This window comes from Candidatus Omnitrophota bacterium, assembly GCA_041649175.1.
Taxonomy (GTDB): Bacteria; Omnitrophota; Gorgyraeia; order Zapsychrales; family JBAZNR01; genus JBAZNR01.
Genome location: JBAZNR010000001.1, coordinates 668875 through 690572 on the forward strand (window position 1 = coordinate 668875; position 21698 = coordinate 690572).

Genomic DNA, 21698 nt, shown 5'->3' on the forward strand with positions numbered 1-21698 from the left:
ATGAAAAGGAAACGTCGGAGCCAGCTGAGCTACAGCCCCAATCCCTCGAGAAATAAAAAACACGGCATTTAACTTGCGTCAATATAGCATTTCGGAATATCTTTGTCAACGCTATATAAAAGTGAAACAGCCTCTTTTTTCCTCAAAAGCAGGTGTTGACGCTCGATTTACGGTTGTGTTAGAATGAGCTCTCTTTATTCTTAAAACTCATCAGGAAAATATCAATATATGCCCTATACGGTTGAAGAAATACGAAAAATTGAAGAATATTGGCAAAAGGCCTGGGATGATCAAAAGGCCTTTCAGGCTGTTTTTGACCCCAAGAAGCCAAAGTATTACGTTCTTGAAATGTTCCCGTATCCGTCGGGGAAGATCCATATGGGGCATGTGCGCAATTATACCATTGCGGATGTACTGGCACGTTTTAAGCTGATGCAAGGACACAACGTCTTACATCCTATCGGCTACGATGCTTTTGGCCAGCCCGCGGAAAATGCCGCTATCAAAAACAAGATTGATCCTGCCCAGTGGACTCGCCGATGCATCAGCCAAATGCACGATGAATTAAAACGTATGGGATTTTCTTACGATTGGGAAAGAGAATTGTCCACCTGTGACGCTGAATACTATCGGTGGAACCAGTGGATCTTTCTAAAGATGCTGGAAAAAGGTTTAGCATACAAAAAAGCTTCCGCGGTCAATTGGTGTCCGAGCTGTGAAACAACATTAGCTAACGAAGAAGTTATTAATGAAGCTTGCTGGCGTTGCAAAACTCCGGTCATTCAAAAAGATTTGGAACAGTGGTATCTAAAGATCACTCAATACTGTGAACCGCTTTTGGAAGATCTTAAAAAACTGCACGATTGGCCTGCCAGAGTTGTGGCGATGCAAAGCAATTGGATCGGAAAAAGCTTCGGCGTTGAGATCTATTTCAAAATCTCCGCCCTCGACGGAAAAACACAAGAAACATTACCGGTTTTTACTACTCGTCCTGATACGATTTTTGGGGCAACTTATGTTGTCTTGGCCCCGGAACATCCTCTTGTTAAGAAATTGATCAGCGGTTCTTCTCAGGAAAAGAAAATCTTAGCGTTCATCGATAAAGTTACTAAAGAAAGCAAAACCGACCGCGTTGCCGCCGGGCTTAAAAAGCAAGGAATTTTTACCGGCGCCTATGCGGTTAATCCAGTGAACAATGAAGAAATCCCTATTTGGATCGCCGATTATGTTTTGATGGAATACGGCACGGGCGCGATCATGGCGGTGCCTACTCACGACCAACGTGATTTTCTTTTTGCCAAAGAAAATAAATTACCGATGCGTATTGTTATTCAAGATCCTAAAAATCCGGATCAAAAGGCGGAAGAATTAAAAGAAGCTTATGAGGGCGAGGGGGCTCAGGTTAATTCCGCGCAATTTGATGGTTTACCTAATGAAGAAGCAAAAAAGAAGATCGCCGAATGGATGACAAAAGCAAATATCGGAAAAATCACCACTCATTGGCGTTTGCGCGATTGGCTTATTTCCCGCCAGCGTTATTGGGGAACACCTATCCCGATCATCTATTGTAAGCATTGTGGTGTTGTCCCTGTTCCCCAAAAAGATCTTCCTGTCAAACTGCCCGAAAATATTAAGATCACCGGCCAAGGCGGAAGCCCTCTTTCTCATGTTAAAGAATTTGTGGATGTTAAATGTCCCACCTGCGGGCATCTGGCTCGTCGGGAAACCGACACGATGGCCACATTCTTTGATTCTTCCTGGTATTTCTTGCGCTTTTGCTCGGCGCGCGATCAAGAGGAAGTTTTCAAAAAAGAAGAAGCCGCTTACTGGATGCCGGTGGATCAATATATCGGCGGCATTGAACATGCCATTTTGCATCTTTTGTATTCGAGATTTTTTACAAAATTCTTTAAGGATTTAGGATTAATCAAGTTTGATGAGCCGTTCATTCGTCTTTTAACACAAGGGATGGTTTTAAAAGACGGAGAAGTGATGTCGAAGTCCAAAGGCAATACCGTTGATCCTGATTCGGTGATTACTAAGTATGGAGCCGACACGTTAAGGCTTTTTATTTTGTTCGCCGCGCCGCCCGAAGATCAGTTGGAATGGAATGACAGCGCCATGGAAGGGTCTTTTCGATTTTTATCCAGGGTTTGGAGATTGGTCGAAGATCGATACGGCGAAGACAAAGGGAAAATCGACAGTTTAGAATGGGACGAAGAAGATAAAGAACTTGAGCGAGAAAGAAATATTGCCATCAAAAAGGTCACGGAAGATTTTCAAAATTATAAGTTTAATACGGCCATCAGCAGTTTGATGACTTTGTGCAATAAAATAGAGAAATATAAATGCACGAATCCAAATAAGGCGATCATTCAATCCGCTTTAAAAACTTTAGCTTTGCTTTTAACGCCGCTCGTTCCGCATATTTGTGAAGAATTATGGAAAAAAATGGGCGGAAAAAAAATAGTTGCTCATAGCGATTGGCCACGCTATGATGAAAAAGGTATTCAGCAAGATACAGTTTGGATCATTGCCCAGGTAAACGGAAAATTGCGCGGGAAATTTAGTGTTGCTCTAAATACGGCAGAAGAGGAATTAAAGAGCGTGATTTTATCGGATGCGAAGATTAAAGAGCATCTCCTAGGAAAAACGATCAAGCGGTTTATTGTTGTGCCCAATAAGTTAGTTAATATCGCGGTGGAATAAACGTATGCCTCAAGGCGACCTCAAGGAATTTCTCTTCAAGCAAAGAAACTTCTTTAAGCTTAGCACGCTTATCATTCTATTTCTCTTGATTATTATTCAATTTTTTGGCCTTATTCTCCAATCTCGAATTTTTCCCGAAGCTTTGTCGGTGGTCATTGCGTTTATTTGCATTATCTATCTTTGGTTGGCCGAACAAAAAGATATTGAGCGGTTGCAGCGTTCTAATATCGGGCTTCTTGCCGCCCAAGAAGAATTAAAAACAAGCCATATTGATACAGTGATGGCACTTGTCTTAAGCCAGGAAGCTAAGGACCATTATACGTATGGCCATTCGGAAAGAGTTCGCCAGTATTCAGTGATCATCGCTCAGGAATTAAAGCTGCCGGAACATCAGGTCATGACGATTGCTCGGGGAGCAAAGTTGCATGATATCGGAAAGATCGGTATCAAAGACGAGATTCTATTTTCTGATGGGAAATTAACTTCCGAACAATATGATGTTATCAAAACACACCCTTTAAAAGGCGTGGCCATTCTTGAGCCGCTTAAATTTTTAGAGCGGGAAAAACTGATCGTTCGCCATCATCATGAGCGTTATGACGGCGCCGGTTATCCGGACAAGCTAAAGGGTGAAGAAATTCCCCTAGAGGCTCGTATTGTTGGCGTTGCTGATGCGTTTGATGCGATGCGTTCTCGCCGCCGTTACCGCAGCGATCTCTCCAAGGAAGAAATTATTATGCAACTGGTGAGTAATTCCGGTACGCAGTTTGATCCCAAAGTTGTGGATGTTTTTGTACGCAATATCGACCGTTTTTATGTGTGATCTGACCAAGCAAGAACGCCTTGTTCTTGTTCTTTTTATTTTTATCCTCCTTTTAGGAAGCCTCCTAAGTTATCTTTTTAAAACCAATCCTCGCTTTGCTTGTGCGGTTGAGATCTTAGATACGGATCGTATCTATTACAAAACGGATATCAATCAAGCGGCGCATGATGAACTGATTGCCATTCCTGGTATTGGGCCGGCAACGGCTAAACGCATCCTGTCTTATCGTCAAGAACACGGGCCTTTCCGATCGCTGGAAGAATTAAGATCGATCAAAGGTATCAGCCTCCAGAACTATCAAAAAATAGTTCAATTCCTAAAAGTTAAAAATTAATTTCTAAAACATCATCATCCGTGAGAACACATCGGCCTCTTATCGGCGTAACTTTGTGCTTTGCCGCTGGAATTGCTTTAAACTCTTGGCTAGCTTATTTTTTTATTGTTGCGTGGATTGCGGCATTTTTGTCAGGGTTGGCGAGCTTGATCTTGATCCGACGAAAAATCCTTTCAGAAATCCTTCTTCTGATCTCTTTTGTTTTCCTTGGTTCCTTATTTTCTCATCTCCAGCAAAAACTCCCCAATCATCATATTTATCTTGTAAGCCGGTATACCCGTAATATTCCGGTAGAGATCAAGGGAATTATTTGTTCGGATGTCCAGGACCGCGCTTTTTCCAGGACCAAGAAGCTAATGTTTACACTGGACACCAAATTGATTAAAACGGACGGCAAATGGAAAAAGACGACCGGGAAAATACTTGTCCATAGTTTTAGCCGGACCGAAGTTTCTTACGGAGATTATGTGCGCCTTGAGGGAAAACTTTTTAAGCCTTTTAATTTTAAGACGGAACACGGGAGCGAGTTTTCTTACCGTGATTATCTTTCTCGCCGGGGCATAAAGTTATTATTCAGTGTTAAAAAAACCGCTTTGGTCGATGTTATTCAAAAAGGGATGGGGAGCTCTGTCGGGGCCGCCTCGGTGCAATTAAAGAATAATTTTAAGAAACTATTTCGAGAACATCTTTCGTTTTCCGAGGCGGCCCTGATGGAAGGAATTATCCTGGGGGACCGCTATCATATTCCTCGCCCCGTAACGGATCTGTTCGCGCAAACCGGGACAGCTCATATTTTAGCGATCAGCGGACAAAATATCGTGATTGTCGCGTTCTTTCTCTATCTAGTGCTTCTGACGGTTCCGATCCATAGAAAATGGCGGTATATCCTTATTATTGTTCTGCTTGCATTTTATGCGTTTTTGACTGGTTCACAGCCGTCCGTTGTGCGGGCGACTATCATGGTCTCGGTTTTTATCGCTAGTTTTTTAACAGAACGGGAAACAGACGGCATTAATTCTCTTTGCCTGGCAGCATTAACGATCCTTCTTATCAATCCCTCCAATCTTTTTGATATTGGGTTTCAATTGTCGTTTATCAGTGTTTTTGCGATCTTCGACTTTTTTCCTAAGATTATGCGGTTTTTTTCGAACCATTTTCCATGCTTTACCCGTCCGCCGCTTTTCTTCGTTGCAGAAGCTTTTGCTGTTTCTTTGGCGGCGTGGATGGGGGTAGCGGGGCTTATTGCCTACTATTTCCACATTATTACGCCGATCACAATTCTAGCCAATTTACCGATCGTTCCTTGCATGACGGCCATTATTCCTTTGGGTTTGGGGCTTTTATTAGTTGGATGGATGTCTCCTTGGTTCATGTCAGCCTTTGCCGCCTGCTTAAAAATGATCCTTAACGCGATGGTTTTTTGTGTTTATTTTTTTAGCCAATGTCCGGGATCTTATTTCTACATAAAAAACGTATCTCTTTGGCAGGTGATGATTTACTATTGTTTGATTTTCTTATTTTTCCATTTTCCGCAGGCTGTCAAGTTGACAAAGTTAGGGAAGTGTGATAAAGTGAGCGCCATGAAAAATAAATTTATTTTGTGTTTGTGTGCGGCTTTTCTCTTGGCTTTTACAACACCTTGCCTGGCTTTCTGGATCTGGACACCGGAAACCAATAAATGGGTCAATCCTAAATATTCCGTAAAAGAAACACCCGCCGAACAGCTTGAGTACGCCAAGGGCATTCAAGCGGCTAAAGATTATAAAGTCGCCGTTAATGAATTTGAGAAACTCATTAAATATTATCCGCGTTCCCGCGAAGCCGCCGAGGCTCAGTATTTTATCGGGCTATGCTGGGAAGAGCAAGGCAGAGCCTTTGATGCCTATAAGGCCTATCAAAAAACAATCGAAAAATACCCTTTTAATGACCGTTCCGCGGAGATCATTGAGCGCCAGTACAAAATCGGTGAGCAAGTGCTGGAAGGTGACGTTAAGAAATCAGGGATCTTAAACGCTGTTGTCGGCGGAGATTATAATGTGGTCGATGTCTTTCGCACTGTTATTAAAAACGCGCCTTATGGAGTTTATGCCGCTGTATCTCAATATAAGATCGGCCTATATCTTCAAGAAAAAGGGTTGTATCAGGAAGCCAGAGATGAATTCGAGAAAGTGGTCAACGATTATCCGGAAAGCGAATGGGTCAAAGCCGCAAAATATCAGATTGCTTTGGTAGATGCCAAACGTTCTACCCAAGCGCAGTATGATCAGCGTGTTACTCAAGCGGCTGTTAAAGAATTCGAAGAATTTACCGCGGCTTATCCGGATGCGGAATTATCCGAAAAGGCTAAGAAAGAGATCCAGAAATTGCGCTCCAAAGAGGCTGAAAATAATTTTCTCATCGGACGTTTTTATGAAAAACAAAAACAGGATGATGCGGCGCGTATTTATTATGAGGTTATTATCAATGATTATCATGAGACAACCTGGGCCGTAAAAGCACAAGAACGGCTGCGCTTAATAGACCTTAGGAAAAAATAGCCTGATGAAGACTTTTGTTCGGTCGTTTACACTTTTTTTGATGTTATCCATCTTAGCCGGTTGCGGATATTCAACGCGCTCGAATCTTGCCGGCAATTTCCGCAGTATCAGTATAGAACCATTTAAGAACACGGTCTCTTACAGCGCTGAGCAGGCCACAAAAAACCTGTATATCCCTCTCTTGGAAGTTAAAATTACCAATGCCGTTACCGATCGATTTCTCTTTGACGGAAATTTAAAAATCGCGGATAAGGGAAAAGCTGACCTTGCCCTGGAAGGAAGTTTGCTTAATTACGAACGCAATGCCTTGCGCTATACGGATGATGAAGATGTTCAGGAATATCGCATTAGCATCGTGGTTTCTATGACACTGTTTGACAAGTCGGGGGAAGTTGTTTGGTCAGAGCCTAGTTTTGCCGGTGAAGCGACTTATTTTGTGACGGGGCCTTTGGCAAGATCTGAGAATGCGGCTATTGAAGACGCGTTAACCGACTTGGCCCGCCGTATTGTGGAAAGAACAGTAGAAAATTGGTAATGAAAAATGACCTACCTGTTTTTAGGGGAGGATACCGCTGCTAAAGATGTTAAGCTCCGCGAAATAAAGCAAAAAGCTTTCCCTAATTCTGATGCCCTGCAGTTTGACTTCGAAGTTTTACACGCCTATAAATTAGAACCTGAAATTCTCAAAAAAAGTTTAATGGCCTTGCCGGCTGTTGCGCCTCAAAGACTGGTGATGATCCGGGAAGGCCAGAAACTAACGGCCCATCATAAGGAAATTCTTCTAGAATTTATTCAAGGCTCTAGCCAGCATTGCATTTTGGTCATTGATGTGGAGACCTCCAAGGAAGAGGACGCGTTCGTTAAGAAGATCTCAACAACCGCTCAGGTTATTCGTTTTCAACAACAGGTTTCCTCCAATGCTTTTGATCTGGCGCGGGCTGTGACTAGCGGGCAAACAACACAAGCTTTAGAAATTCTTTCGCAGATCTTGACAAGCGGAGATCACCCACTGCAGATCATGGGCGCCTTGGTATGGCAGTGGCAAAAATCACGACGGCAAATTCCCACGGAAAGATTTAAAAAAGGCCTCTTAGCGTTGCAAGAGGCCGATTTTAATATTAAGCGCAGTCGCTTAAAAGCGGAACATGCGATGGAAATATTGATCGTTAAGCTATCGACTTAAGAAGCTGGCTGAAATGAGATTTACGACGGGCAGCGGTATTTTTATGGAGGAGATTACGTTTCGCGGCCTTATCGATCTTTTTGAAAACAACTTTTAAGGCAGCTTTGGCTTCTTCGAGCTTTTTCTCGCTGACTAAAGCCTGAAATTTCTTCAAAGTTTTCTTAAGTTCGGTTTTTATCGTTAAGTTACGCGTATGTCTTTTTTTGTTGATGCGTAAGGCTTTAACACCTGATCTACGTTGTGGCAAGAGAACCGCTCCTTTCAATTTTTAAGTTGCGGGTCAATATAGCAAAGACAAATTGTTATGTCAACTAATAAATATATGCCGTCTGATTCTAACCGCGGGATCATCAAATCCACATCCATTATTTCTTTGGGGACGCTTTTTTCTCGTCTTTTAGGATTTATCCGGGATATTATCTTAGCGAAGCTATTCGGGACCGGGCAAAGCGCCGATGCTTTCTTTGTGGCGTTTAGGATCCCCAATATGTTTCGCGATGTTTTAGGGGAAGGGGCTACTAATTCTACGGTCGTTCCTGTTTTTGCCGAATATGTTGTTCAAAAAGATAAGGTTCGGATATGGAATTTCTTCAGCGTTATCCTCACTTTACTGCTTATGGTGCTTAGTGTTGTAACGATCTTAGGGATTGTTTTTTCTCCTTGGATCGTACGGGTGATCGCTCCCGGATTTGGCGCTCAGACGCCGAAATTATTACTAACGATCCAGCTAACACAGCTTATGTTCCCGTATCTTGTGTTTATCGGGCTGACGGCGTATTTTATGGGGATCCTTTTTACGCTAAGGTCTTTTGCTTCATCGGCTTTTGGCCCGTGTTTACTAAATATTGCCATGATTGTTAGCGCCTTGATCGCGTCGCGCACGATGGCAGAACCGGTTTTTGGTTTGGCGATCGGAGTTCTTGTCGGAGGCGTTCTGCAGTTATTGGTTCAGGTCAGATCACTATCGAAAAATGATATCCGTTTTCAGAAACCAAAAACATTAGCGCATCCCGGAGCTCAAAAAGTTGGCCGGCTTCTTTTTCCGCGCTTATTAGGGACGGCTGTTTATCAACTCAATGTTTTTGTGGATACGTTTTGTGCTTCCTTATCGTCGATAGTAGGATTAGGAGGTGTTTCGGCTCTTTATTATGCGACGCGAATTATCCAATTTCCCTTGGGAGTGGTAAGTGTTGCTTTGGCCTCGGCTATTTTGCCGGTGATGGCAGGGTTTGCCAGCCAACAGAATATGGATGACTTCAAGCGAACACTGGTTTTCTCTTTGAAGAATATCTTTCTGGTCATGGTACCGACCAGTGTTTTCTTGGTTTTGTTCTCGATCCCGATTATTAAAATCCTTTTTGAACGCGGAGAATTTGGCCAATATTCGACGGCCATTACTTCTTCGGCGCTTTTGTTTTCCGCGATCGGCTTAGTAAGTTTTGCCGGAGCCCGCATTATGGTAACGGCCTTTCATTCTCTGCAGGATACAAAAACTCCGGTTAAAGTAGCCGGGATATGCCTGATGGTCAATCTCGTTTTGAATTTTGCTTTGATGCATCCGCTAAAGATCGGCGGCATCGCTTTGGCAAGTTCCATATCGGGGACGATCAATTTTCTAGCGCTATTTTCGATCATGGATAAAAGGATCAAAGGCCTCAGCGAACAGCTGGGAGAATATCTGTTAAGAATTATTCTCATTTCGGTAGTGATGGGCTTGGCGGCCGTTCTCATCTGGCCTTGGCTTATCGTTTTTGATCTGACAACGCGTTTTGTGATGATCGGCATCCTTTCTTTTATCATCTTCGCGGCCATGAGCCTCGCGCTAAGAATAGAACAAGTGGTCACCATATTCCGATGGATCTTAAATCAAAAATAGACAAACTTCCCTTAACAAGCGGAGTTTATTTGATGAAGGGAGCCGACAACGCTGTTATTTATGTCGGAAAGGCTGTTTCTCTGCGTAAGCGCGTCCAATCGTATTTTCATTTATCCAAAAAGGAATTGTCTAAAACGAGCCGATTAGTAAAAGAAATTTGCGATATCGACTATTTGCCTACGGCCAGCGAAGCGGAAGCCCTTATTTTAGAAGCAAGCCTCATCAAAGAGTATCAGCCAAAGTACAATGTGGATCTGCGTGATGATAAGAGCTATCCCTTTATTGAGATCACAAAAGAAAAATTTCCTAAAATATCCGTTGTTCGCCCGAATACCAAGAAAAAAGCTTTAGAAAGTTTTGGCCCCCGAAAACCGGGTCGTTATTTTGGCCCGTACGTGGATGCGAGTTTGATCCGTCAGGCCTTAACGATCATCCGCAGGATCTTTCATTTTCGCACCTGTGAACCTTTTCCCAAAAAAGCATGCCTGGATTACCATATCGGGCTTTGCGATGCTCCGTGTATCAAGAATATCAGCGAGCAAGATTATGCGAAAAATATCCATAAGGTTTCTCTTGTTTTAGAAGGAAAGAAAGATGAATTATCCCGCCAGCTGCGCGCGGAGATGGAGGCGTTAGCGAAAGAAAAAGAATTTGAAGCGGCGGCGGTTGTGCGCGACCAGATCCGTTCCATTGGCGCGCTTTATTCGGGGACTAAAGACGTTAATTATTATAAGGAAATTGATCAGCTTCAGCGGGTACTTCAGTTGTCACGACGGCCGGAACGTATTGAGGCGTTTGATATTTCTAATACCATGGGGCGTCAAGCCGTCGGCAGCATGGTGTCGTTTCTAGACGGAAAACCAGACAAGAGGAACTATCGGCGTTTTAAGATCCGCGAGGTCAAAGGCATTGATGATTTTAAAATGATAGCCGAGATCGTCCGTCGACGGTATCGTCGGTTAAAAGAAGAACGGCTTAAATTTCCGGATCTCATTTTGATCGATGGGGGAAAAGGTCAGCTTTTTGCCGCTCTAGAAGAGTTGCATAAGTTGAGTATCAATATTCCGCTTGCATCCATCGCCAAGCGCGAAGAAGAACTTTTTCTTCCGGGGAAAAGAGAATCTATTAAGCTTCCCAAAGATTCTTTGGCACTTCAACTCATACAACGCATCCGCGATGAAGCTCATCGCTTTGCGATCAATTATCATCGCCTGTTGCGGGCGAGAAAGGCGTTAAATGAAGAACGCTAAATTAACAAAGTTTGAGTGGGCTGTTTTGAAAGCCACCACCCAAATTCCTATTGGCCAAACACGTTCTTACGCTTGGGTGGCAAAGAAAATCGGCAAGCCTAAAGCCATGCGCGCCGTCGGGCAAGCCCTCAATAAGAATCCTTTTCCGCTCATTATTCCTTGTCATCGGGTTATTCGAAAGAATGGTTTGACCGGCGGTTTCGCGAAGGGAAGTGCTACGAAAGTAGATCTTTTGAATATGGAAAAAAATATCGTGAAGGCTTTTTCATCAAAATAGTAAAAACGCGGGATATCCCGTGAACTTTTCTGAATTCTGATGTAGAATAGATCAAAGTTTCAATCTCTCCAAAGAAACGAAAGGTATTTTATGAGACTCGATAAAGTCTTGCGAATGATGGTCGACAAGGAAGCTTCAGATCTATTTTTGCGGGTCAATGCCCCCGTGCGGGCTCGAATTCACGGGAAAATTCAAGTATTAGATGCTCAAGTTCTCTCTAAAGAAGAGATGATGACTTTAACAGATTTCATTTTAGCCAATGATGAACGGCGGGCGACATTCGCGCGAAATTTAGATATTGATTTTATCCATCATACTCCGGATATTGGACGGTTTCGTATCAATGTTTTTACGCAGCGCGGAACGCCTTCTATTGTGGCGCGTTATGTTACGGATAAAGTACAATCCTTTGAAGACTTGAATTTGCCTGTTGAACTGTGCCGGCAATTCTGTAATGAACCTCGCGGCTTGATCTTGGTTTGCGGTCCGGCGGGAAGCGGAAAATCAACGGCCATTGCCAGCATGATCGAAAATATCAATGCTACCGATGAACGGCATATCATTACCATCGAAGACCCGATCGAATTTCTTTTCAAAGATAAAAAAAGTACTATTAACCAAAGAGAATTAGGCATTGATGTCCATTCCTATCCGCTGGCCCTACGTTTTATTACTCAGCAAAGCCCTGACCTTATTTTTATCGGAACGATCCGTGATACCGAAACAATGGCAGCAGCCATATCGGCGGCGGAACTTGGCGCTTTAGTGATGTCGACATTCCACACGATCAACGCCATTCAAACTATTGAACGAATTATTAATTTCTTCCCGCCTTACTTGCACGCTGAAGTCAGGATGCAACTGTCTTTGCTTTTGAAGGGGATTGTTTCTTTGCGCCTTATTCCGCGTAAAGACGGCAAGGGAAGAATTCCTGCTTATGAAACGATGGTGGTGACTCCGACGATCGCCCGTTTGATCAGAGAAGGAAATATTACACAAATCCAGTCTTTCATCGACGAAGGCCAGTTGCTTGGGATGCAGTCGTTCAAACAATCCTTGGTGCGCTTGGTGAGGGAAGGCTTTGTGGAGGAAGAAGATGCCCGCAGGCTCGCCGATAGTAAAGATGAATTTAATCTGGAATTACGCGGAATAAAAAGGTTTTCTTCGAATAATCTTTGAGGGAATCAGGGAAGTTTAAAGCGGGCCCCGACGCTATTCGTCGGGGCCCGCTTAATTAATTGTGTTTCTTTAAAGCTGTGTTATAATACCGCGTTATTTTTTCTAAGAAAGTACTCTACAGTGATATTGTTATGATTGACGACATTCGAAAAAAAATAGAATCTCTGGAATCCAAGCTGTCTTACCTTCGGGGGTTTCTTTGACCTGCCGCGTAAAATAGAGACGATGTCCGCTATTCAGGCCAAGATGTCCGAACCTGCCTTTTGGGATGACAATTCAAAAGCAAATAAATTGATGCGCGAATTAAAGGTTCTTAAATCTGAAGTTGAACCGTTCCAGGATCAGGTCAAAAAAATAGGGGATTTAAAGGAATTTCTGGAGATCTCCAAAAATGATCAGGATTTTCTCCTTCAGATCAAATCCGACGTTGATACAATAGAAAAAGATATTAATGCGACGGAATTGCGTGCTTTTTTATCAGGAGAATTTGACCATAATAATGCTATTCTAAGCATCAATGCCGGGGCCGGCGGGACCGAATCCTGCGATTGGGCCAATATGCTTCTTCGTATGTATTTGCGCTGGGCGGATAATAAGAATTATAAAGTAAAAACTTTGGATATTTTGCCCGGGGAAGAAGCCGGCATAAAAAACGTGACTATTTCGATAGAAGGTGAAGCGGCGTACGGATTTTTGAAAGCGGAAAAAGGCGTTCATCGTTTGGTCCGAATTTCTCCTTTTGATTCTAATAAACGCCGTCACACCTCGTTTGCTTCTGTTGATGTTATTCCGGAGATCGAGGATGACATTGAAATTGAGATCGATACAGATGATCTGCGTATTGATATTTTCCGTTCCTCCGGGCCCGGCGGGCAAAGCGTTAATACCACCGATTCAGCGGTGCGCTTAACACATCTTCCGACGGGTGTTGTGGTCCAGTGCCAAAACGAACGCTCGCAGCTGCAGAACCGGCAAACAGCCATGAAGATCTTACGCGCGCGGCTTTATGAAATCAGACAAAAAGAAAAAGATGATAAAATGTCTGTTGAGTACGGCGAGAAACAAAAGATCGAATGGGGAAGCCAGATCCGTTCTTACGTCATGCAGCCGTATACTTTAGTTAAAGATCATCGCAGTGATGTCGAAACCGGCAATGTCCTGAAAGTCTTAGACGGGGATATTGACTTTTTCATTGAATCCTTTTTAAAAATAAAATCAAAGAAAAGCTAATATGTTCGATTTTTTTATCCGTAGTTCTATCGTCAATTCCGCTCAACGGTTTATTGACCGCTTAACCCCTGAGGTTAATGTCCATATCCCTAAGGATCTGCCTTTGCCTTCCATCGGTATTATTAAAAGAATGAGCGCTGTCGTTTCTCAAGTAAATGGGTTGGAAGAAAAGGTGCGAAAATTATCCGACGAACAATTGAGACTAGCCACCGAACAATTCAAACAAAAGATAAGAGAATCTATCAAATCTAACGAAGAAGAAGTTAAGAAAATAAATTCTCTTTATATCGCTTCTTTTTCGCAGGATGAAAAAGAATCATTAAGCTTAGATCTTAATCGCGCCAAAGAAGACCTGCGCCGTGTGAGAGAAAATACCTTGCGAGAGATTCTGCCGGAAGCCTTTGCCGTTGTCCGTGAAGCCGGGCGGCGTAAATTAAATATGCGCCATTTCGACATTCAACTTATCGGTGGTATGGTTTTACACGAGGGAAAAATTACCGAAATGGCGACCGGTGAAGGAAAAACATTAGTAGCAACCTTAGCGGCATATCTTAATGCCTTAGCCGGAAAAGGTGTTCATGTGGTGACCGTTAACGATTATTTAGCCAAGCGCGACCGGGAATGGATGGGGCCTCTTTATGAAATGTTGGGTCTTACCGTTGGCGTCATTCAACATGATATGGACAGCCGTCAACGTCAACAAGCTTACGGTTGTGACATTACGTACGGAACGAACAATGAATTTGGTTTTGATTATCTGCGCGACAATATGGTCAATTACAAAGAAGAGATGGTCCAGCCCGGCCATCACTTCGCTATTGTTGACGAAGTGGACAGTATTTTAGTTGATGAAGCCAGAACGCCTTTGATCATTTCCGGCCCGGCGGAAGAATCGACCGATAAATACTATCGCGCCAATGAGATCATTCAAAAACTCAAAGGGCGCCGTGTTACCGAAAAAGAAGAAATCGACGCCAAGCACCGCGGTGAAGATCTTTCTAAGGGATTTGATTATGTGGCCGAGGAAAAAGCAAAATCAATTTCTTTGACCGAAGACGGCGAATTAAAATCAGCCAAGCTTTTTGGTGTTGCGACATTGCATGATATTGAAACGACCGAATACCGCCACCATATTTTACAGGCCTTAAGAGCCAGAGAATTTTTCCGCCTGGACGTTGATTATGTTGTGCGCGACGGAAAAGTCGTGATCGTCGATGAATTTACCGGGCGTATGATGCCGGGACGCCGCTGGTCGGACGGCCTTCATCAAGCGGTTGAAGCGAAAGAAGGCATTAAGATCGAGCGGGAAAATCAAACATTGGCCACCATCACGTTCCAAAATTATTTCCGTATGTATGAAAAACTTTCAGGGATGACCGGTACGGCTTATACGGAAGCCAATGAATTTAAGCAGATCTATAAACTTGATTGTATCGTGATGCCGACCAACCGAGTTTTAAGCCGGACAAATCATCCGGATTCGATTTATAAGACCGAGCAGGAAAAATTTAATGCTGTTGTTGAGGAGATCAATACATTGCATATCAAAGGTCGTCCGGTTTTAGTCGGGACGATCTCCATTGAAAGATCCGAATATTTATCTAGCCTCTTAAAGCGCCGCGGCATCGCGCATCAAGTTCTTAACGCGAAGTATCATGAGTTAGAAGCGCATATCGTTGCGCAAGCCGGACGCTATAAAGCGGTCACTATCGCCACCAACATGGCCGGACGCGGAACAGATATTGTTTTGGGCGGAAACGCGGAATATCTCGCCAGGAGTTTAGCCGAAGAAAAAAGCAAAGAAGCCGCAGAGCAGCCTGCTCAGGAAGATTCGTATCAAAAATTTCTTGTACAATTTAAAACACAAACCAAAGAAGAGCATGAAAAGGTCATTGTGGCCGGCGGCCTACATGTTTTAGGGACCGAGCGCCATGAATCGCGGCGCATTGATAATCAGTTGCGCGGGCGTTCCGGACGTCAGGGCGATCCGGGCTCATCAAGATTTTATGTTTCTTTGGAAGATGATCTGATGCGCCTTTTTGGTTCTGACCGGATCATGAATATCATGAATACTTTAGGGATGGAAGAAGGCCAAGTGATCGAGCACCCCTTAGTGACGCGCGCCATTGAGATCGCTCAAAAGAGAGTGGAAACGCATAACTTTGAAATTCGTAAGCAGCTTTTGGAATATGACAATGTGATGAATAAACAGCGTGAGGTTATTTATCGCATGCGCCGTTCTATTCTCGATGGAGAAAATATCAAAGAACGTATCCTGCAGGCCATCGACGATGCCGGGTATAATTTGACACTGCAATATTTATCCAATGAGCCGCAAGATATTGAAGGCATGATATCAGCGCTTAAATCACAATTTGGTTTTAATCTGCAAGCTTCCTTGGACGAATTATCAACAATGACCAAAGAGCAACTGACAGATTTTATCATTGAACAATTAAAAAACGCCTATCACGAGAAAGAAAAAGAAGTTGCGCCGGAACATCTGCGCGGCCTCGAGCGGATCATTTTGCTTCAGACGATCGATTCTAAGTGGAAAGATCATCTTTACGCGATGGATCAATTAAAAGAGGGAATTCATTACCGCGCGTTTGCCCAGCGTGATCCATTGGTGGAATATCAGCGGGAAGGTTTCTTGATGTTTGAACAGATGTATGCTTCCATCAGTGAAGAAGTCGCGCAGACGATGTTTAAGGTGCAAGCCGTTGCGCCTAAAGAACAGTTCAAGGGTGTTTTTAGCTCCCTGCCGCAACAATTTGTGCATAGCGATTTTTCAAGTCTTTCGCAACAAGCCGGGCAACGTAAAGCTCAGCAGCAACCAGATCAGCCACAACCACAAGAACGCCAAAAACCTGCAGCGCCTCAAACATATCATAGAGCCGGTCCCGACGTGGGGCGTAACGATCCGTGCCCTTGCGGCAGCGGGAAAAAATATAAAAAATGTTGTGGCCGCAATTCCTAATATCATGACACAAAAATATCTTCGATACGCATGACAAATTCACGATCTGTATTCTCCTACGATTTTTTTAAACATCCTCTTTTTTTGTGCCTTTTAAGCGCCAGCTTTCTTGTTTTATCTTTTCCTCAATTTGATATCTGGATTTTTGCTTGGGTTGCTCTTATTCCGCTCATGGCGGCTTTAGACGGAAAAAAGATCCTCGCGTCATTTTTCTTAAGTTATTTCACGGGTGTATTATTTTTTGCCGGAACCCTTTTCTGGTTTATTCATGTGACTCTTTTAGGGATGATCTTGCTTATTTTATACTTTGCCGTTTATTTTGGATTATTTGGGCTCGGGTATTATTTCTTCTCTAAACAAGCGGTTCTTTCCAAAATCTTTGTTTTGCCGTCGCTTTGGGTTATTTTAGAATTAGCAAGGTCGCGTTTATTAAGCGGTTTTGGCTGGGTGAGCATGGGGCATTCTCAATATAAAAATCTGCCGCTCATTCAAGTTGCCGATATCGCGGGGATGTTCGTTATTTCTTTTGTTGTGGTGATGGCTAATGTTCTTTTCAAGGAAGTGATGACAAAAAAACTTAGCCGCGCGTATATCAAGAAAGAAATCTTAATTCCGGCTGTTTTAGTTATTTTTGTTTTAACGTCTTTTTTGGTTTACGGATCTTATCGGTTGAACCAGCCAAGAACGCCGGCGCAATTTAACATAGCGGTCATCCAGGCCAATATCGCGCAGGAGATGAAATGGAATGAGGAATTCTGGCCGGCGATCTTAAAGAAACATTTAGACTTAACGCAAGAAGCGGCTCAGCAAAAACCGGATCTGATCATCTGGCCGGAAACAGCTTTTCCGGGATTTGTGTGGGAGTCGCCGGAACTTTTCTCTAGCTTAAGAGAAGTCGTGGCGAAAAATAAGATCCCTCTTCTTTTAGGCCTGGTGATACAAAATGACGGCGCGTATTATAATTCAGCCATCCTTATCAATAAAGACGGGAAAATCATCAAGCAGCATGACAAGTTACATCTGGTTCCCTTTGGAGAATATGTTCCCTTAAGGGATGTTTTTCCTTTTTTGGCGGATTTGGCTCCCATCGGGGATTTTACTCCGGGGATGGAATATACGCTTTTTCCTGCCATGGTCGAGGCAAAACCGAAAGATAGGTCTATCGGAGATTTTTCTGTCCTCATCTGTTTTGAAGACACTGTTCCTGAGATTTCCGCGAAATTTACGCAAGCGAAAACAAATCTTTTGATCAATATGACCAATGATGCCTGGTTTAAAGACACTAAAGCTCCGTTTTTGCATTTACAGGCGGCGGTTTTTCGTACCATTGAAAATCGTAAAAACTTAGTGCGCGCCGCCAATACGGGAGTGAGTTGTTTTATCGATGAGTTTGGAAAAATAACGAATTATGTTCAAAATAAAAATGGCAAGAAGACTTATGTGGCCGGTTACGCCACCGGCGATGTCGCTCTTAATACGACACAAACGTTTTACACAAAACATCCAGATCTTTTTACATATTTTTGTTTTGGCGGTATACTAATGGGGATCGCGTTAAAGAAATTAAAAATTTCAGCATGGACCAAATCTTAAGCGGAGCTTGGCAATGAAGAAACCTCCTATCAGTATTGTTATTTTATCCTGCGGGCTTTTCTTGGCCTATGGGAAAATTATTTTGCAATATCAAGGGCTTAATCCTTGGCTGACGGCTGTTTCCTGGGTTTTTGTGATCAGTAGCGTCGGACTTTTATTCTTGCAAGAATGGGCCCGGAAGATCTTATTTTTCTTAAGCTTTTTTTTGATCGTATTTTACGCGTACGCGTTTAACTTCATCGCGCTGCTGAATCAGCACATTACGCCACTTTCATTTATCGCGATCGTTATGCCATTGGTCTTAACGGTTTTCTTCCTTAATCTTTCCGGCGTAAAGAAATATTTCCAGAAAATGCTGATCCAGCCCAAAGGGACCATTCTTGCAATCGATGATGACCGTGGCTTGCTCAAACTGCTGAAAGTAAATCTTACTTCAAAGGGATTTGATGTTGTAACCGCTTTAACAGGCGAGCAAGGATTAGAATTAGCGAGAAAAAGGCATCCCAATTTGATCCTGCTGGATGTTATTTTGCCGGGGAAAAAGGGGCGGCAGGTTTGCAAAGAATTAAAGGAAGACCCAAAAACGAAAGATATTCCGGTTGTTTTCCTAACGGCCAAAGATTCTCCCGACGATGTTCAAGCCGAGAAGGAAGCCGGGGCGGTGGCGCATATCACCAAGCCGATCGATTCCAAGAAACTTTTTGCTGACATTAGCAGGATACTTGGAATTTAAATCAACAGGGAGCAAGGTCATGGACATCAAATCCGTTAAGATCAATAAACCTGAAGATGTGAATGTTATTATCGGGCAAGCCCATTTTATTAAAACCGTGGAAGATCTCTATGAAGCGATCGTTTCGGCGGCCGGGCAAATAAAATTTGGGTTGGCGTTTTGCGAGGCTTCGGGAGATTGCAAGATCCGCGCGGAAGGCAATGATGAGGCGCTTAAGAAACTAGCTGTCGATAATGCCATGAATTTATCCGCCGGGCATAGTTTTGTGATTATGCTGTCGAACGGATTTCCGATCAATATCTTAAATCAGATCAAGAGTGTTGTTGAGGTATGCACGATCTTTGCGGCCACGGCGAATCCATTGGAGGTGATCATTGCCGATAACGGTTTTGGCCGAGGGATCCTAGGTGTCATTGACGGGTCAAAACCTAAAGGCATTGAAGATGAAAAGGATATCAAATGGCGTAAAGATCTTTTGCGCAAATTTGGGTATAAGCGTTAATTTTTAGCTTTACACCTTCCTAAAAATCGCTATTATTCTCCTATTATGATGAGCATTAATGACCGAATAAAAACATTTAAAAGGGACTTTGCGCGAAATAGCCTCTATGTTTCCTCGGCGGTCCTCAATCGCCTGCCGTATCCCTTCGTAAGGCTCTTAACACATCTTTTTATTGCCATCGGTTTTCGTTGTGCAGTACGTCAGCGCCGGATCGCCGCCGAAAGCCTTCAGATCGCCTTTGGCCGGCAAAAGACCCAAGCTGAAATAAAGAAAATTACCCGTGATTGTTTTGAGAATTTTGGAAGAGGGATGATCGAGCTTATTTATTTTATGGGCCATCCTAAGATGATCAAGCAGCGTGTTCAATTTGAAGGAAAAGAATATTTAGACGCGGCGCTGCGCCAAGGTAACGGTGTTATTGCCGTCAGCGCTCATTTTGGGAATTTTCCTCTCATGCTTTTGCGTTTTGCCCAGGAAGGGTATAAAACGAACGCGATCATTCGTCCGGCTCGCGATCAAAAGATCGAGGAATACTTTTTTGCTTTACGTACCAAGTTGGGGCTTAATACGATCTACAGTCATCCCAGAAAAGATTGCGTGAATAATTCTTTGAAAGTGTTGCGCAATAATGAATTTCTGTTCATTCCGTTGGACCAAAATTTTGGCAGTGCGGGTGGAGTTTTTGTTGATTTCTTCGGACAAAAAGCAGCCACCGCGACAGGGCCGGTCATTTTCGCGATGCGGGCGGGCGCTCCGCTTTTGCCGATCTTTGTGATCCGTCAAAAAGATGATACGCATAAGATCATCATTGATCCGCCGCTTTATCTACAAGAAGGAAAAGACAGTGCGGATACGATCTTCATCAATACGGCGCGCATTACTCAAGTGATCGAACGCTACATCACGGCATATCCTCAAGAGTGGGGATGGATGCATCGAAGGTGGAAGAGCCGCCCGGCGTCTGAGGCGCAAAATCCAACCTCAACGGAGGTAATGGTATAAATGAATGTTAAGAAGAATATTCTATTTTTTGTGGGAGGCTTCACGGTATTTGTGATCGGGATCGGGCTCGTCTTGACATTTTGGCAAGATGTTGTTAGCGTGTTTCGTGGCATGGTGGGAATTGTCCTGGCATTGGCGGGAATTTTGATCCTTGTGTTGGTTAAAGATTAACCCTTATTTAAGGTAGGCCATCTATGAAAAAACAATTAAAGCGTTATTTTATATACGGTTTAACGATCTTTTTACCGATTATGCTGACCGTTTATCTTATCATTCTCACCTTTAATTTTATTGATGGGTTTTTGGGAAAAGCCATCAAGCCGATCTTCATCAATATTTTTGGATTTTATTTTAACGGAACAAGCATTCTTATTTTTATTCTTCTGATATTTTCGATCGGGTTTGTAACTACGCATTTTTTGGGAAAAAAGCTTTATCCTTGGTTCGAAAAACAACTTTTAAAATTACCGTTTTTTAGGCAGGTATACCCTGCGATGAAGGAAATTGCTTTGTTTCTTTTTTCCCATGAAAGGCCGGCGTTTAAACAGGTTGTCTTGGTCGAATATCCGCGCAAAGGCGCCTATTCACTGGGGTTTTTGATGAATGATTCCGCTAAAAGCATTTGCCAAAAAATCGGAAAAGAAACTTGCAATGTCCTCATTCCCACTTCGCCAAGCCCGTTTTCCGGGTTTGTGGTCATTATCCCCAAGGATGAAGTTATTCTGACGGATATGACGGTTGAACAGGCAGTTAAATTCTTTGTTTCCGATGGTGTTGTTAATCCTGAATGAGCGCATGCTAAAAGATATTAAGCTGGTGATCTTTGACTTGGATGGAACATTGGTAGACGCTTATCCGGCGATCGTGCGCAGTTTTAACTTGACGATGCGCAAGTTGAATTTACCAACGCAAAAAAGCACGGTTATCCATCGTGCGGTCGGCTGGGGCGATAAGAATTTATTAAAACCATTTGTCGGCGATAAAAATATTTCTATGGCTTTACGGATCTACCGCAAGGACCATAAGACTTCTTTACGCCAAAAGACGAAATTTTTGCCTCACGCGAAAGACTTGTTGGCGTATCTTAAAAAGAAAAAATATCGTTTAGCGATCGCCAGTAATCGCCCGACCAAGTTCACGCACATTATCTTGGAACATCTTAAAGTTAAAGATTGGTTTGACTATATTCTTTGTGGCGATAAAATGAAAAGGTCAAAACCGCATCCGGATATTTTGCTAAAGACCTTAAATAGGTTCTCTCTTCGCCCTCAAGAAGCGGTTTATGTGGGCGATATGACGGTTGATGTCTTAGCCGGGAAAAGAGCCAAGATCAAAACGATCGCGGTTGCGACCGGATCAAACACAAAAAAAGAATTACAAAAATTAAAGCCGTTTCGTCTGATCGATCACGTCGGCGAATTAAAAAAGATCTTAGACGGCGCGGCCGGTTAAAAACTTTTTGATTATCAATCTTGAAAGGAGAATGTAAT

At 43.1% G+C, this 21698-nt stretch carries 20 protein-coding genes; 19 read left to right on the forward strand and 1 reads right to left on the reverse strand.

Annotated elements, in window-relative coordinates:
• The first annotated feature begins 228 nt into the window (after positions 1-228).
• The 6 genes from leuS to WC676_02610 are packed head-to-tail and all read left to right on the forward strand — an operon-like array spanning position 229 to position 7586.
• On the forward strand, positions 229-2709 hold the full coding sequence (gene leuS, locus WC676_02585; protein ID MFA5059493.1) for a leucine--tRNA ligase: 2481 nt from the start codon (positions 229-231) through the stop codon (positions 2707-2709).
• A gap of 4 nt (positions 2710-2713) precedes the next feature.
• Positions 2714-3532 carry an HD-GYP domain-containing protein gene (locus WC676_02590; protein ID MFA5059494.1) on the forward strand — a complete coding sequence of 273 codons (819 nt, stop codon included), beginning with the start codon at positions 2714-2716 and terminating at the stop codon, positions 3530-3532.
• Positions 3525-3866 (forward strand): helix-hairpin-helix domain-containing protein, encoded by a 342-nt coding sequence (locus WC676_02595; protein ID MFA5059495.1) that lies wholly within the window; start codon positions 3525-3527, stop codon positions 3864-3866. The genes WC676_02590 and WC676_02595 overlap by 8 nt, the downstream gene beginning before the upstream one ends.
• Positions 3867-3886: 20 nt before the next feature.
• A complete protein-coding gene (locus WC676_02600; GenBank protein MFA5059496.1) occupies positions 3887-6403 on the forward strand; it encodes a ComEC/Rec2 family competence protein in 2517 nt (838 codons plus the stop codon).
• 4 nt (positions 6404-6407) lie between these two features.
• Entirely contained in the window at positions 6408-6938 is a 531-nt protein-coding gene (locus WC676_02605) for an LptE family protein (GenBank protein MFA5059497.1), read from the forward strand.
• A gap of 6 nt (positions 6939-6944) precedes the next feature.
• Positions 6945-7586, forward strand: a complete 642-nt coding sequence (locus WC676_02610) for a hypothetical protein (protein ID MFA5059498.1) — start codon at positions 6945-6947, stop codon at positions 7584-7586.
• On the opposite strand, the gene rpsT is transcribed toward WC676_02610, so the two are convergent.
• Entirely contained in the window at positions 7570-7833 is a 264-nt protein-coding gene (rpsT, locus tag WC676_02615; protein MFA5059499.1) for a 30S ribosomal protein S20, read from the reverse strand. The two genes, WC676_02610 and rpsT, sit on opposite strands and share 17 nt — an antisense overlap.
• 57 nt (positions 7834-7890) lie before the next feature.
• Here rpsT and murJ point away from each other — a divergent pair, with 57 nt between their 5' ends.
• The 13 genes from murJ to WC676_02680 all read left to right on the forward strand — a co-directional run bounded on the left by murJ (position 7891) and on the right by WC676_02680 (position 21660).
• Positions 7891-9462 (forward strand): murein biosynthesis integral membrane protein MurJ, encoded by a 1572-nt coding sequence (gene murJ / locus WC676_02620; GenBank protein MFA5059500.1) that lies wholly within the window; start codon positions 7891-7893, stop codon positions 9460-9462.
• Between the two features lie 32 nt (positions 9463-9494).
• Positions 9495-10712 (forward strand): excinuclease ABC subunit UvrC, encoded by a 1218-nt coding sequence (locus tag WC676_02625; protein MFA5059501.1) that lies wholly within the window; start codon positions 9495-9497, stop codon positions 10710-10712.
• On the forward strand, positions 10699-10989 hold the full coding sequence (locus WC676_02630) for an MGMT family protein (GenBank protein ID MFA5059502.1): 291 nt from the start codon (positions 10699-10701) through the stop codon (positions 10987-10989). The genes WC676_02625 and WC676_02630 overlap by 14 nt, the downstream gene beginning before the upstream one ends.
• Before the next feature lie 90 nt (positions 10990-11079).
• Positions 11080-12168 carry a PilT/PilU family type 4a pilus ATPase gene (locus WC676_02635; GenBank protein MFA5059503.1) on the forward strand — a complete coding sequence of 363 codons (1089 nt, stop codon included), beginning with the start codon at positions 11080-11082 and terminating at the stop codon, positions 12166-12168.
• Between the two features lie 131 nt (positions 12169-12299).
• Positions 12300-13398, forward strand: a protein-coding gene (gene prfB / locus WC676_02640; GenBank protein MFA5059504.1) for a peptide chain release factor 2 whose coding sequence is annotated in 2 segments (ribosomal slippage) — positions 12300-12356 and positions 12358-13398 — 1098 coding nt in all. Because the reading frame shifts where the segments join, the coding sequence is not laid out codon by codon here.
• A gap of 1 nt (position 13399) precedes the next feature.
• The gene (secA, locus tag WC676_02645; protein ID MFA5059505.1) at positions 13400-16378 is read left to right on the forward strand and encodes a preprotein translocase subunit SecA; all 2979 of its coding nucleotides are present in this window, start codon (positions 13400-13402) and stop codon (positions 16376-16378) included.
• A gap of 30 nt (positions 16379-16408) precedes the next feature.
• Positions 16409-17971, forward strand: coding sequence for an apolipoprotein N-acyltransferase (gene lnt, locus WC676_02650; protein ID MFA5059506.1), 1563 nt, complete (start codon positions 16409-16411; stop codon positions 17969-17971).
• A gap of 13 nt (positions 17972-17984) precedes the next feature.
• Positions 17985-18704 (forward strand): response regulator, encoded by a 720-nt coding sequence (locus WC676_02655; GenBank protein MFA5059507.1) that lies wholly within the window; start codon positions 17985-17987, stop codon positions 18702-18704.
• A 19-nt stretch (positions 18705-18723) separates the two neighbouring features.
• On the forward strand, positions 18724-19206 hold the full coding sequence (locus WC676_02660) for an adenosine-specific kinase (GenBank protein MFA5059508.1): 483 nt from the start codon (positions 18724-18726) through the stop codon (positions 19204-19206).
• A 45-nt stretch (positions 19207-19251) separates the two neighbouring features.
• On the forward strand, positions 19252-20208 hold the full coding sequence (locus WC676_02665) for a lysophospholipid acyltransferase family protein (protein MFA5059509.1): 957 nt from the start codon (positions 19252-19254) through the stop codon (positions 20206-20208).
• Positions 20209-20379: a hypothetical protein gene (locus tag WC676_02670; GenBank protein ID MFA5059510.1), complete on the forward strand. Its 171-nt coding sequence runs from the start codon at positions 20209-20211 to the stop codon at positions 20377-20379. It abuts the gene before it with no gap.
• Between the two features lie 23 nt (positions 20380-20402).
• Positions 20403-20999: a DUF502 domain-containing protein gene (locus tag WC676_02675; protein ID MFA5059511.1), complete on the forward strand. Its 597-nt coding sequence runs from the start codon at positions 20403-20405 to the stop codon at positions 20997-20999.
• A 4-nt stretch (positions 21000-21003) separates the two neighbouring features.
• Positions 21004-21660, forward strand: a complete 657-nt coding sequence (locus WC676_02680) for an HAD family hydrolase (GenBank protein MFA5059512.1) — start codon at positions 21004-21006, stop codon at positions 21658-21660.
• The last annotated feature ends 38 nt before the right edge of the window (positions 21661-21698 follow it).

Bases quoted from the DNA above. Each gene is read 5' to 3' on its own strand.
- leuS (MFA5059493.1), top strand. From the start codon at position 229: ATGCCCTATACGGTTGAAGAAATACGAAAAATTGAAGAATATTGGCAA.
- WC676_02590 (MFA5059494.1), top strand. From the start codon at position 2,714: ATGCCTCAAGGCGACCTCAAGGAATTTCTCTTCAAGCAAAGAAACTTC.
- WC676_02595 (MFA5059495.1), top strand. From the start codon at position 3,525: ATGTGTGATCTGACCAAGCAAGAACGCCTTGTTCTTGTTCTTTTTATT.
- WC676_02605 (MFA5059497.1), top strand. From the start codon at position 6,408: ATGAAGACTTTTGTTCGGTCGTTTACACTTTTTTTGATGTTATCCATC.
- WC676_02610 (MFA5059498.1), top strand. From the start codon at position 6,945: ATGACCTACCTGTTTTTAGGGGAGGATACCGCTGCTAAAGATGTTAAG.
- murJ (MFA5059500.1), top strand. From the start codon at position 7,891: ATGTCAACTAATAAATATATGCCGTCTGATTCTAACCGCGGGATCATC.
- WC676_02625 (MFA5059501.1), top strand. From the start codon at position 9,495: ATGAAGGGAGCCGACAACGCTGTTATTTATGTCGGAAAGGCTGTTTCT.
- WC676_02630 (MFA5059502.1), top strand. From the start codon at position 10,699: ATGAAGAACGCTAAATTAACAAAGTTTGAGTGGGCTGTTTTGAAAGCC.
- WC676_02635 (MFA5059503.1), top strand. From the start codon at position 11,080: ATGAGACTCGATAAAGTCTTGCGAATGATGGTCGACAAGGAAGCTTCA.
- secA (MFA5059505.1), top strand. From the start codon at position 13,400: ATGTTCGATTTTTTTATCCGTAGTTCTATCGTCAATTCCGCTCAACGG.
- lnt (MFA5059506.1), top strand. From the start codon at position 16,409: ATGACAAATTCACGATCTGTATTCTCCTACGATTTTTTTAAACATCCT.
- WC676_02655 (MFA5059507.1), top strand. From the start codon at position 17,985: ATGAAGAAACCTCCTATCAGTATTGTTATTTTATCCTGCGGGCTTTTC.
- WC676_02660 (MFA5059508.1), top strand. From the start codon at position 18,724: ATGGACATCAAATCCGTTAAGATCAATAAACCTGAAGATGTGAATGTT.
- WC676_02665 (MFA5059509.1), top strand. From the start codon at position 19,252: ATGATGAGCATTAATGACCGAATAAAAACATTTAAAAGGGACTTTGCG.
- WC676_02670 (MFA5059510.1), top strand. From the start codon at position 20,209: ATGAATGTTAAGAAGAATATTCTATTTTTTGTGGGAGGCTTCACGGTA.
- WC676_02675 (MFA5059511.1), top strand. From the start codon at position 20,403: ATGAAAAAACAATTAAAGCGTTATTTTATATACGGTTTAACGATCTTT.
- WC676_02680 (MFA5059512.1), top strand. From the start codon at position 21,004: ATGCTAAAAGATATTAAGCTGGTGATCTTTGACTTGGATGGAACATTG.